Below are 12579 nucleotides of genomic sequence, written 5' to 3' on the forward strand. Positions count from 1 at the left end.
GTGTTAACGTTAATTGTATGATGAATGCATTCCGTCACTCAGGACTCTTTTTATGCGCAATGTGACTTCACTTGGCTGGCAGTATCTGCGGGCTTTCGCCATTATTTATCTGTGTTTGTGGGCGGGTAAAGCGGTGGCCTTGCTGCTGCCCATCAGCATCCCCGGCAGCATCCTCGGGATGCTGATTCTGTTTGCCCTGCTTTCCTCACAGATTTTGCCTTCGACATGGGTAAAACCCGGTTGTCACCTGCTAATTCGTTACATGGCGCTGCTGTTTGTGCCGATCGGTGTTGGCGTTATGCAATATTATGACCAGCTCACCAAGCAGTTCGGCCCGATCGTGGTTTCCTGCTTTGTCAGTACCTTGATTGTGATGTTGGTCGTCGGTTACAGCTCGCATTATGTCCATCGTGAGCGCAAGGTGATTGGTTCTCCCACTCACACCGAGGAGGACAAATGATCAGTAACTTATGGTGGTCGCTGCCACTCACGTTAATGGTGTTCTTCAGTGCACGCCGTTTGGCGCGCTGGTTGAAAATGCCTTTACTGAACCCTTTGCTGATATCAATGGTTGTTATCATTCCATTGTTGTTGGTGACACATATGCCTTATGCCAATTATTTTGCAGGCAGCAAAGTACTAAACGACCTGTTGCAGCCGGCGGTGGTGGCGTTGGCTTTCCCGCTGTATGAGCAATTGCATCAAATTCGCGCGCGCTGGAAATCAATCATAAGCATCTGTTTTATCGGTAGTATAACCGCTATGGTCAGTGGCACTGCTGTGGCCCTGTGGATGGGTGCAACCCCTGAGATTGCCGCCTCGGTACTGCCTAAATCTGTCACCACACCTATTGCTATGGCGGTGGCCGAATCTATTCATGGTTTACCTGCTATCAGCGCAGTGTGCGTTATTTTTGTCGGGATTCTGGGAGCGGTGTTTGGTCACAGCTTGTTGAATTTGTTGAAAATCACCACTAAAGCTTCACGCGGTCTGGCAATGGGGACTGCATCACACGCCTTGGGTACCGCCCGTTGTGCTGAGTTGGATTTTCAGGAAGGGGCATTCAGCTCACTGGCCTTGGTAATCTGTGGGATTATCACCTCACTGCTAGCGCCCTTTTTGTTTCCGGTACTGCTACATTTATTTGGCTAACATCGCAGTATAAATTTGAGATACATCTCTCATTTGAGATTTTACTTGCATGAATTTCATATATAACGGGATCTATATCACACCAAGAAAGCCCCAAGCTGCCTAAAATAGTTTCCCGTAACTATTGGAGAGAACCTTATGCAAGCACGTTTTCATGACGCTTGGGCTAAGTTGCCCGCCTCGCTGCAATCCGCACTTGAACCTATCATGAGCGCAAACGATTTCCCTGCAATGCTGACAGCAGATCAAGTGAAAGTGGTGAAGACTATCAGCGGGTTAGATGATGATGCGCTAGCATTTGCGTTGCTACCCCTGGCCGCCGCTTGTGCATTGACACCCGTCTCTAATTTCAAGGTCGGGGCTATTGCTCGCTGTATCAGCGGTAATCTCTATTTCGGTGCCAATATGGAGTTTAGTGGTGCCCCATTGCAACAAACCATCCACGCCGAACAGTGTGCCGTAACACACGCCTGGTTGCGCAATGAGGCCAGTCTGGTCTCTATTACCGTCAATTACACGCCGTGTGGCCATTGTCGCCAGTTTATGAATGAACTAAATAGCGGAACCGGTCTGCATATTCATTTGCCAAACCGCCCAACATCGACTCTGGGGCAATATTTGCCCGACTCTTTCGGCCCGAAAGATTTGAATATCACCACTCTGCTGATGGACCCTGTCGATCACGGCTATAAAATTGCTGAAACTGATGTCCTGACTCAGGCAGCACTTGATGGCGCAAATCACAGCCATGCACCTTACAGCAACTCCCATAGTGGTGTGGCATTGGAAGCCGCTGACGGTACTATTTATACTGGGCGCTATGCTGAAAACGCAGCTTTTAATCCAAGCCTGCCACCGCTGCAAGCCGCGTTGATTCTGACCAACCTTGCTGGCAAAGATTGTGGTGCTATCCGCCGCGCAGTGCTGGTTGAAGGCAGTAAACCGGTGCTGACTCAGTGGAATGCCACCCAAGCAACGCTGGCCGCATTAGGCTGTAGCGATGTAAAACGTGTGACATTTTAAACAGATAAAACCGCAACGGGGTTACCTGCTAACCCCGATAAACACCAACTGTGCAACGCCATTTGTTGGTTAACTATTCCCCATTACGTAATAAAAGCGCATCTCTCAGTTGAGGGGTAATACATTGGGGATCCAGTCCACAGTATGAAGTGGGTGGTTGATAAGGTGTGACTTTGAACTCTTGTTTACTTTTTTGTATGGCCATTGAAGAGGCGATATAACATCGCTCTTGATTAATTACACCCCCTCTACTATCAATCTCTTTTGTGATGCGAATAACCATCGGCCCATTGTCATTGCGCTCACCCAAAGCGATGCACAAATCATCATTCGAAAGACCAGATAAATCGTCTACTGGTATTGTATAGCTTGAGCAACCTGATAGCAGAAGCATCAGAGTAATAACACTGCATTTATCCATTTTTATTTCCATCGATTATTTTAACACTACAGGGTGCGTATTTAGCCCGACAGAAATTTAATTTATATAAATCATCTAACATAGTCTTACTTTGGTAATACTCGATTGTTATTTAATAAAATTTTTTAATTTAATTAATTCTTACAGTAGTTATCCGGGGGTAAAAATCGCATTTCTCCCTTCAAATTAAAAGAGCTATTGAATAACTGTTATAGTTTCATTTATATAAACAGTGTCGGCTTATCGCCAATAATCAGGTGGGAACACGCTCCAACACTACGATTTAAATCATTTCGATACGTAAAAAATTTTTTAGCCAAAATACAGCTTTACGGACTTACTCCATGAATGTGATACAGCCCACATTTACTGATAGCCGACATATTTAACTAACAAAAGCTGTACATTTTTTTCTTATCTTTTAGGATCAGGGTAACGACTTGATAACGTTTAAGAGTGAAACTCATGGAACTGGAATACGAAAGTAAACGCCCCCTGTACATCCCCTACGCTGGCCCGATCCTATTAGAATTCCCTTTATTGAACAAAGGTAGCGCCTTCACCAATGATGAGCGCAGCCACTTCAATTTACACGGCTTATTGCCAGAAGCGGTTGAAACCATCGAAGAACAGGCTGAACGTGCTTATCGTCAGTATCAGGATTTCAAAAACGACGACGATAAACATATTTATCTGCGTAATATTCAAGATACTAATGAGACCCTGTTTTACCGCCTGCTGGAAGCGCATCTTAGCGAGATGATGCCCATTATTTACACCCCAACGGTCGGCGAAGCTTGTGAACACTTCTCCGACATCTATCGCCGCGCGCGCGGGTTATTTATCTCTTACCCAAATCGCGAACATATTGATGACATGCTGCAAAATGCCACCAAGCAAAATGTGAAAGTTATCGTGGTTACTGACGGCGAACGCATTCTCGGCCTTGGCGACCAAGGTATCGGCGGCATGGGTATTCCTATTGGCAAACTGTCACTGTATACCGCCTGCGGTGGTATTAGTCCGGCTTATACCTTGCCAGTGGTATTAGATGTGGGCACCAACAACCCGCAACGTCTGAACGACCCGCTGTATATGGGCTGGCGTCATCCACGTATTTCCGGCGACGAATATTATGCCTTTGTTGATGAATTCATTCAGGCCGTCAAACGCCGCTGGCCGAATGTATTGTTGCAGTTTGAAGATTTTGCGCAGAACAATGCGACGCCGCTGCTCAACCGCTACCGTGATGAGCTGTGCTGTTTCAATGATGATATTCAGGGCACAGCAGCGGTCACATTGGGCAGCCTTATTGCAGCAAGTCATGCCGCTGGCAGCCAGTTGCGCGACCAAACTGTGACCTTCCTCGGCGCAGGTTCAGCCGGTTGTGGCATTGCTGAGCAGATCATTGCGCAGATGATTTCGGAAGGTCTGAGTGAAGAACAAGCTCGGGCGCGTGTCTTTATGGTCGATCGTTTCGGACTGTTGACTGACAAACTGCCTAATTTGTTGGATTTCCAAAGTAAGTTGGTACAAAAAAGTGATGCATTGCAAAGCTGGAATCTGACCAGTGACTCAATCTCATTGCAGGATGTGGTTCGTAATGCCAAACCTACCGTACTGATTGGGGTTTCTGGCCAGCCGGGGTTATTTACCGAAGAGTTGATCCGCGAGATGCACAAGCACTGTGCGCGCCCGATAGTGATGCCACTGTCGAACCCAACTTCACGGGTAGAAGCACGGCCAGAAGATATTATTAACTGGACAGATGGCGCAGCACTGGTCGCAACAGGTAGCCCCTTCTCACCGGTCAGCTATAAAGAGAAACTGTATCCAATTGCACAATGCAATAACTCTTATATCTTCCCCGGCATTGGTTTGGGGGTGCTGGCATCCGGTGCCAAGCGTGTCACCGACGGCATGCTGATGGCCGCCAGCCGTGCATTGGCGGAGTGTTCACCGCTGGCGCAAAACGGCGAAGGAGCATTACTGCCCAATATCGATGATATTCAGGCAGTGTCAAAAACCATCGCTATGCAAGTAGGGAAAGCTGCGCAGTTGCAAGGGGTCGCTATTGTCACTTCTGAGGAAGCATTAGCTAAAGCCATTGAGCACAACTATTGGCAGCCTCAGTATCGGACTTACAAACGAACCTCGTTCTAGTCATTATCCGGCCTGCGCTGCTGCTCAGGCCGGTTATAGACTCACTCTTCTGTTATCAGTTCCCCCTCAATCATTAATATAATAAGAAGAAACTATTGGCATGATATCGGTGGGTACAGTAGCCTTGCAGTATCACCAGTGAATTGAATGCATCAAAGGCCAGAGAATGTGGAAACGCCTGATTATTAGCTTAATTATCATCGCAGGGTTGCTGATGGTGACAGCTATTGCGCTCGATCGCTGGATCAGCTGGAAAACAGCCCCTTTTATCTACGATGAACTGCAAGACTTACCGCACCGGCAGGTTGGTGTGGTATTAGGCACGGCTAAGTATTATAAAACCGGTGGTATAAATCAGTTTTATCAATACCGCATCCAAGGGGCGCTAAACGCCTATAACAGTGGCAAAGTCAGTTACTTACTGCTGAGTGGTGACAATGCGCTACACAGTTATAATGAGCCGATGACCATGCGCCGCGATTTGATGGCCGCTGGTGTACCCGCCTCTGACATTGTGTTGGATTATGCCGGTTTCCGCACACTAGATTCTATTGTGCGTACTCGAAAAGTATTTGATACCAATGATTTTATTATTATTACTCAGCGTTTCCATTGCGAGCGGGCGTTGTTTATCGCGATGCATATGGGGATTCAAGCGCAGTGTTTTGCTGTGCCGTCACCCAAAGATATGCTCAATGTTCGAGTACGTGAGATCTTTGCCCGCCTCGGCGCGCTGTCAGATCTCTATATTATGAAACGCGAGCCACGCTTCCTGGGGCCATTAATCCCTATTCCAGCAGTACACGTGATACCGGATGATGCGCAAGGTTACCCCGCTGTATCCCCTGAGCAACTGGTTGAACTGGAACACCGGCTAGCAGAAGAAAAAGCGAAAAAACCAGCTCCAGCTCCATGATTTTGAATGCGCTTTTGTTTTGACGTCAATAACGATCAAAAGCGCTTACCATTATCCTCTTTGCCCTAAAAACGCCCCGACATCACTTTCAACCTCCCCCATCTCTTGCAATAACTGTAAGGTTTCCAGCGCTTCATCCTCATCCAGTCGACTCATGGCGAATCCCACATGCACCAAAACCCAATGACCGATTAATGCTGTACTAGCCTGCTCGTCCGCCGCCACCAGCATAATATTGACCGAGCGGCGCACGCCACAGACATCCACCCATGCCGTGCCTGGTTGAGTGTCATCCAACGCGACAATTTGCCCAGGGATCCCTATACACATAATCCGGCTCCCGCAGTGCCACGGCATAAAAAAAGTAACTTCATTCCACCTCCAACCGCTTAATTATCACGCCATCATCAGCCGCCCCAATACGTAAGTGGCTGCCCGCACATAACGGGCAACGAGTCACTTTGCTGCTAAGCAAATTAACCGCTTGCTGGCAGTCATGGCACCACACCTGTGATTGCTGCTGGCTAAGATGCAAAACACAGCCTTCCGCCAAAGTGCCACGACACACTAATTCAAAACAGAACTCCAGTGCCTGCGGCTCGACACAGGAAAAGGCACCGGTTTCCAGCCACACGCCGGTAATTCTCTGCGCGCCGTGCAATCGTGCCTGCTGTTCCATCATGGCAATAGCATTTTGGCATAAGGTAATCTCATGCATGACTGTCTCCCAGTATGGATTTCTCTGGCAAAATCAATGCAAAGACGATGCCAGTAATACCGGCCATATCATGGAATCGAAAACAAACATAACCAATTGATAAGTAATATTATTTTATAATATTGTCTGGGTATAAATTCACGATATGAATAATCACTGTCGAAGTGTCATCCGACAGTGAGGATTTCGTCACTATTGTCGACACTTCGCAGCGGCAATCCCTCTGTTTTTACTACCTTTTAAATTCCTGCCCTTTGTCTGCAATCAGCTTAATGCCCTGCTGGCGCGGCTTCACCACTCTTTTGCATTGGCGGTCACCGTGCTGGCACAGAATATGCTTTGGAGCTGGGAAATGATTGCTATCAGCCTGACTGTCACCAGATTTTTGTCCCGGAGGGTATGGCCATGAACCGCTTTGTGATTGCGGAACCGAGGCTTTGTATTGGATGCAATACCTGCATGGCTGCTTGCAGCCAGGTGCATAAAGCCAAGGGTTTACAACAGCATCCCAGATTGACTGTTATGCGTAACGCCACGGTTACGGCACCGATTCTCTGTCGTCACTGTGAAGATGCATGGTGCGCGCGGGTTTGCCCGGTCAATGCCATCACCCTGACAAATAACGCCGTCGAATTGGATGAAACCACCTGTATCGGCTGCAAGCTCTGCGGTATCGCCTGCCCGTTTGGCGCAATCACACCGGCTGGCAGTAAGCCCTTGGCAGTGCCAGAAAATTTCCCTGAATACATTCCGATGACCCTGCTATCTGATGTGCCATTCAGCCCAACCAACATGAATCCGTTCCTTGCCTGGAATGCCGGAGTACGCACTGTTGCCGTGAAATGCGACTTATGCAGCTTCCAATCTCAGGGGCCGGAATGTGTGCGGGTCTGCCCGACTAACGCCTTAATGCTAGTGGATGAGCACAGCATTGAACAAGCAAATCACGCCAAGCGCCTGGCCGCCGCCAGTGGGTTTGCCAACGAGCTGCCCTTTATGGTCGTGGACACCTCGTCAGCTATCTCTCACGAGGAGCAGAAAAGATGATGAATTCGCTTGAGCTATTGTGGCTCTCCTTACTGCTTTATCTGGCTGGCGCACTGCTTTCTCTGCTGCTGGCACGACGAGAAACACTGGCGATTTATGCCTCCGGATTGGCGTCATTGTTAGGTGGCCTTGCGGGCTTGTTTGCTGCGGCCCCCACTCTACTTGGCGGCGGGATTATCACCTTCACCACCGCTGGGCCATTCCCGTTTGTGGCATTTAGTTTGCGTCTTGATCCATTAGCCGCATTTATGCTGATGGTCATCTCACTATTAGTGGTGATAACCGCGCTCTATTCACTGGCCTATGTGCAGGAATACAAAGGGCGCGGGGCGTGGGGAATGGGGGTCTTTATGAACCTGTTCATCGCCTCAATGGTGGCGTTGGTGGTAGTGGATAATGCTTTCTACTTTATTATTTTCTTCGAAATGATGTCGCTGGCGTCTTACTTCCTGGTGATTTCCGATCAGGATGACGATGCCATCAGCGCGGGTTTACTCTATTTTCTGATTGCCCACGCCGGTTCCGTGCTGATTATGATTGCGTTCTTCCTGCTGTACCGCCTGAGCGGCAGCCTGGAGTTTGCCGCCTTCCGGCAGGCTAATCCGCAACCTATTATGGCCTCGGTTATCTTCTTATTGGCTTTCTTCGGTTTTGGTGCCAAAGCAGGGATGCTGCCACTGCATGGCTGGTTACCCCGTGCGCACCCTGCGGCCCCTTCCCATGCTTCTGCCCTGATGTCCGGCGTCATGGTGAAAATAGGCATCTTCGGCATCATCAAAGTCGGCATTGATTTGCTCGGTGCCAGCCAACTGTGGTGGGGCGTGGTGGTGTTGGGCTTTGGTGCAGTATCCTCAGTGCTGGGCGTGCTGTATGCATTGGCCGAACACGACATCAAACGGCTACTGGCGTATCACACGGTTGAGAATATCGGCATCATCCTGATGGGGGTCGGTGTCGGTATGATTGGTATTGCCAGCCATCAGCCGGTACTCGCCGCGCTGGGTTTACTGGGTGCGCTCTACCACCTGCTTAACCACGCCGTCTTCAAAGGGCTGCTGTTCCTCGGGGCCGGTGCGGTCATTTATCGCTTACACACCAAAGACATGGAAAAGATGGGCGGGCTGGCCCGAATGATGCCTTATACCGCACTGGCCTTTCTGGTGGGATGTATGGCGATTTCAGCCCTGCCGCCATTCAATGGTTTTGTCAGTGAATGGTTCACCTACCAATCACTGTTTACCATGACCAAAGACGGCGGTTTTATTATTCGCCTCGCCGGGCCAATCGCCATTGTGATGCTGGCAATCACTGGTGCATTGGCGGCTATGTGTTTTGTGAAAGTTTATGGCATCAGCTTCTGCGGTCTGCCGCGTACAGAAAAAGCCGCCCTTGCGCGCGAAGTCCCCTGGCCGATGACCACCGCCATGCTGTTGTTGGCGCTGCTTTGCCTGGCTTTGGGAATAGGTGCCACCCATGTCGCTCCGGTGATTGGCCGCATTGCCTCCAGCTTGATAACTGCGCCTCCGGTGCCTTCTTTACAGGTAGCGCAAGGCGCGGTGTTATTCCCACAACACAGCTCTCAGGCCATGCTGTCCACCTTATATATCTTCTTTGGTTTATTGATTTTGCCGCTGGTGATTTTACTGGTCGCCAGTTTCTACAGAGGCAGTCGTCTGGCATTTCGTCATGGTGGCGACCCGTGGGCTTGCGGTTATGCCTATGAGCAGGCCATGACTGTCTCGGCCGGTGGCTTTACTCAACCCCTGCGAGCCATGTTTGCTCCGCTCTATCGATTGCGTAAAACACTCGATCCCGCCCCGATGATGCAGCGTGCGCTGGAATATTCCGTCAGTGGTGCGGGCCGGGTGGAACCGGTCTGGGATGAGAAAATAGTGGCCCCGCTTATCCGTTCTATCCAATGGCTCAGCCAACGAATTCAATGGCTGCAACAGGGTGATTTCCGCCTCTACTGTCTGTATGTGGTCGCCGCGCTGGTAACCCTGCTGATTATTGCGGCTATTTAAGGAGACGAGCAATGCCAACTACTGATATGCCTGCGCTCTCTATGATTGCTTTCGCCATCGGGCAGGCGCTGGTGATGCTGGCGCTGGCACCGCTGATGGCGGGGATTTCGCGCATGGTAAGAGCCAGAATGCACTCGCGCCGTGGGCCGGGCATCCTGCAAGAGTATCGAGATTTAGCCAAGCTACTGAAACGTCAGGATGTGGCACCGGCCAATGCCGGGATTATTTTCCGGCTGATGCCCTATGTACTGCTGGGCAGCATGTTATTGATTGCCATGACGTTACCCATTTTCACGCTGGCCTCCCCCTTTGGCGTGGCAGGCGACCTGATAGCTCTGCTGTATCTGTTCGCGCTGTTCCGCTTCTTCTTCTCACTGGCAGGTCTGGATAGCGGCAGTATCTTCGCCGGTATCGGTGCCAGCCGCGAGTTGACGCTGGGGGTGTTGGTTGAACCGACATTAATCCTGTCACTGCTAGTGGTTGGGCTGATTGCTGGCTCAACCAATATCGGCACCATCAGTACTACCTTATCTCAAGGGCACTGGCAGTCACCAACCGCAACGGCTCTGGCGCTGTTGGCCTGCGGTTTTGCCGTGTTTATCGAAATGGGCAAAATTCCGTTTGATGTCGCTGAAGCGGAACAAGAGCTACAGGAAGGGCCACTGACCGAATACTCCGGTGCCTCACTGGGCTTGGTCAAATGGGGCATAAGCCTGAAACAGGTAGTGGTGGCGCAGCTTTTCCTCGGCGTGTTTATCCCTTTTGGCAAGCTGGCGGTACTGAGTGGGCCGGGCTTGCTGTGGGCGCTGGTGGCCTGCGTTATCAAATTGGTGGTGGTGTTTGTACTGGCCTCCATCGTGGAAAACAGTATTGCCCGTGGGCGCTTCCTGTTGACCTCCCGTGTTACCTGGCTGGGGTTTGGCGTCGCTGCCTTGTCTCTGGTTTTCTATCTCACCGGCCTTTAAGGAGCTAATAAACCCATCATGGATAACCTGGCTCTTATAAATTCAGTCCTTATAAACATAGCCCTTGCGACCATTCTGGTTCCGTTTGCCGGAGCCATTCTCACTGCCTGTTTACCACAGCAATGGGCGAAATGGTCTTGTACCTTCTTCTCACTGCTGGCCACCCTCGGCACCGTTCTGCTGGCTTATGCCTACCTGAGTGGCGGCAAGGTGGATGTCACTTTTGATCTAATTCATTACGGTGATATGGCACTGTTCGGTCTGACCATCGACCGCATCAGCACCTTAATTGCTTTCGCCGTGGTATTCCTCGGCTTGCTGGTCAGTATCTATTCCACCGGCTATCTGACATTAGGTAATCGCGAGCACCCTCACGAAGGCACCAACCGCTACTATGCGCTGCTATTGGTATTCATTGGCGCTATGGCAGGGCTGGTCTTATCATCCACCCTGCTAGGACAGCTGTTCTTCTTTGAAATTACCGGCGGCTGTTCGTGGGGTTTGATTGGTTACTACCAGAGCCAGAAGTCACTACGCTCGGCGCTAAAAGCCTTGCTGGTCACCCATGTGGCGGCCATCGGCCTGTATTTGGCGGCGGCAGTGCTACTGGTCAATACCGGTACCTTTGCTTTAACGGCACTGGCGCAACTGGACCACACCACCAAAGTCATGGTATTCGGAGGCATCCTGTTTGCCGCCTGGGGGAAATCGGCCCAGTTACCACTGCATATTTGGTTGCCGGATGCGATGGAGGCCCCGACCCCAGTCAGTTCCTATCTGCACGCCGCGTCAATGGTCAAAGTCGGCGTCTATATCTTCGCTCGCGCCATCTACTCTGCCGGTGATGTGCCGCAGATTATCGGTACTGTTGGTATGGTGATGGCGGTTATTACCTTGATTTACGGCTTCTTTATGTATCTGCCGCAAAAAGATATGAAGCGGCTACTGGCCTACTCCACCATCACCCAGCTGTCTTATATTTTCTTCGCTCTGTCTTTGGCTATCTACGGATCGAAACTGGCCTTTGATGGCGGCATTGCCTACATCTTCAACCACGCATTTGCCAAGAGCCTGTTCTTCCTGGTCGCCGGGGCGCTGAGTTACAGCTGCGGCACCCGTATGTTGCCCAAACTTAAGGGCATCATGGGAAAAATGCCACTGCTGGGCGTCGGATTCTGTGTGGCGGCACTGGCTATCACCGGGGTACCGCCATTTAACGGTTTCTTCAGTAAATTCCCCATTTTCGCTGCTGGTTTCTCACTTTCTCATGAACATTGGCTGCTGATACCGCTGCTGGTACTGGCGTTGATTGAATCGGTTGCCAGCTTTGGCTGGTTCCTCTACTGGTTCGGACAAACTGTACCCGGCAAGCCATCAGAAGAAGTCGCCAGTGCCAAGCCGCTGCCATTAGCCATGCAGGGTGTGCTGGTCGTGCTAGTGGTGATGTCGGTGTGTTCAAGTTTTATTGCCGTCGCCTGGCTCGGATAAGGGAGTAAAAAATGACCGGAACACTTCTTGTCAACAATTTGGCTGGCCTGCTGATCATTACCTCGCTGCTGGTGATTATCGTGAAAAAACCCGCCACATCAGCGCTGTTTTATGCTTTGCAGTCACTGGTCTTGGTGCTGATTTTCCTGGTATTAGCCGAAACCTTGCACGCCCACGAGCTGTATATGTGGTCGCTGACCGCCTTTATCACCAAAGTGATATTGGTGCCGTGGATTATGTATCGCGCATTTCGCCAGATGGAAGACCCTAAAGCCAACGGCGGCGTGGTAGGTACCGCTGGCCTGATATTTATCGCCGCCATCATCATTTTATTGAGCTACTTCGTGGTCGAGCCGGTGCAATTGCCGATGGTCAGTGCGCTGAAACCGGCATTGGCAGTGTCACTTGGGCACTTCCTGATTGGTCTGCTGTGTATCGTCACCCAACGCAATATCCTGAAAAACATCTTCGGTTACTGCCTGATGGAAAACGGCGCGCACCTAATGTTGGCATTGTTGGCTTTCCGCGCGCCGGAGTTGGTCGAGGTAGGTATTGCCACTGATGCCATCTTTGCCGTGATTGTGATGACGCTAATGGCGCGCAAAATTTACCGCACGCTGCATACGCTGGATGTTAAACAACTGACAGCGCTAAAGGGGTAA

13 protein-coding genes are annotated in these 12579 nt (G+C 50.4%); 10 read left to right on the top strand and 3 right to left on the bottom strand.

What is annotated here, in order from left to right; genetic code table 11:
- Positions 1 to 52: 52 nt before the first annotated feature.
- From QSV56_RS09100 to cdd, 3 genes are all read left to right on the top strand, one after another.
- Entirely contained in the window at positions 53 to 460 is a 408-nt protein-coding gene (locus QSV56_RS09100) for a CidA/LrgA family protein (RefSeq protein WP_019081026.1), read from the top strand.
- Positions 457 to 1152, top strand: coding sequence for a CidB/LrgB family autolysis modulator (locus QSV56_RS09105; protein ID WP_046051264.1), 696 nt, complete (start codon positions 457 to 459; stop codon positions 1150 to 1152). Before QSV56_RS09100 ends, QSV56_RS09105 begins: the two co-directional genes overlap by 4 nt.
- Before the next feature lie 138 nt (positions 1153 to 1290).
- A complete protein-coding gene (gene cdd, locus QSV56_RS09110; protein ID WP_301212049.1) occupies positions 1291 to 2175 on the top strand; it encodes a cytidine deaminase in 885 nt (294 codons plus the stop codon).
- Positions 2176 to 2248: 73 nt separating this feature from the next.
- On the opposite strand, the gene QSV56_RS09115 is transcribed toward cdd, so the two are convergent.
- The gene (locus tag QSV56_RS09115; RefSeq protein ID WP_046051266.1) at positions 2249 to 2596 is read right to left on the bottom strand and encodes a hypothetical protein; all 348 of its coding nucleotides are present in this window, start codon (positions 2594 to 2596) and stop codon (positions 2249 to 2251) included.
- 465 nt (positions 2597 to 3061) lie between these two features.
- Between QSV56_RS09115 and QSV56_RS09120 the strand changes: the two genes are divergently transcribed.
- Both QSV56_RS09120 and sanA read left to right on the top strand, forming a co-directional pair.
- Positions 3062 to 4759 (top strand): NAD-dependent malic enzyme, encoded by a 1698-nt coding sequence (locus tag QSV56_RS09120; RefSeq protein WP_019082756.1) that lies wholly within the window; start codon positions 3062 to 3064, stop codon positions 4757 to 4759.
- 166 nt (positions 4760 to 4925) lie between these two features.
- Positions 4926 to 5675: an outer membrane permeability protein SanA gene (gene sanA / locus QSV56_RS09125; RefSeq protein WP_050333676.1), complete on the top strand. Its 750-nt coding sequence runs from the start codon at positions 4926 to 4928 to the stop codon at positions 5673 to 5675.
- A 51-nt stretch (positions 5676 to 5726) separates the two neighbouring features.
- Here the strand turns inward: sanA and QSV56_RS09130 are convergent, their stop codons facing one another.
- Positions 5727 to 6005 (bottom strand): HypC/HybG/HupF family hydrogenase formation chaperone, encoded by a 279-nt coding sequence (locus QSV56_RS09130; RefSeq protein ID WP_019082755.1) that lies wholly within the window; start codon positions 6003 to 6005, stop codon positions 5727 to 5729.
- Between the two features lie 40 nt (positions 6006 to 6045).
- On the bottom strand, positions 6046 to 6393 hold the full coding sequence (gene hypA / locus QSV56_RS09135) for a hydrogenase maturation nickel metallochaperone HypA (protein WP_004699418.1): 348 nt from the start codon (positions 6391 to 6393) through the stop codon (positions 6046 to 6048).
- A gap of 405 nt (positions 6394 to 6798) precedes the next feature.
- On the opposite strand from hypA, the gene QSV56_RS09140 reads away from it, so the two are divergent.
- The 5 genes from QSV56_RS09140 to hyfE are packed head-to-tail and all read left to right on the top strand — an operon-like array spanning position 6799 to position 12579.
- The gene (locus tag QSV56_RS09140) at positions 6799 to 7440 is read left to right on the top strand and encodes a 4Fe-4S dicluster domain-containing protein (protein WP_026018022.1); all 642 of its coding nucleotides are present in this window, start codon (positions 6799 to 6801) and stop codon (positions 7438 to 7440) included.
- Positions 7437 to 9464, top strand: coding sequence for a hydrogenase 4 subunit B (gene hyfB, locus QSV56_RS09145; RefSeq protein WP_050327469.1), 2028 nt, complete (start codon positions 7437 to 7439; stop codon positions 9462 to 9464). The genes QSV56_RS09140 and hyfB overlap by 4 nt, the downstream gene beginning before the upstream one ends.
- Before the next feature lie 11 nt (positions 9465 to 9475).
- Complete coding sequence (locus QSV56_RS09150) at positions 9476 to 10429, top strand: respiratory chain complex I subunit 1 family protein (protein ID WP_005168282.1); 954 nt, start codon at positions 9476 to 9478, stop codon at positions 10427 to 10429.
- A gap of 18 nt (positions 10430 to 10447) precedes the next feature.
- Positions 10448 to 11917, top strand: coding sequence for a hydrogenase 4 subunit D (locus QSV56_RS09155; RefSeq protein ID WP_019082752.1), 1470 nt, complete (start codon positions 10448 to 10450; stop codon positions 11915 to 11917).
- Positions 11918 to 11928: 11 nt separating this feature from the next.
- The gene (hyfE, locus tag QSV56_RS09160; protein WP_019081033.1) at positions 11929 to 12579 is read left to right on the top strand and encodes a hydrogenase 4 membrane subunit; all 651 of its coding nucleotides are present in this window, start codon (positions 11929 to 11931) and stop codon (positions 12577 to 12579) included.

The organism is Yersinia sp. 22-579, assembly GCF_030433455.1.
GTDB lineage: Bacteria > Pseudomonadota > Gammaproteobacteria > Enterobacterales > Enterobacteriaceae > Yersinia > Yersinia enterocolitica.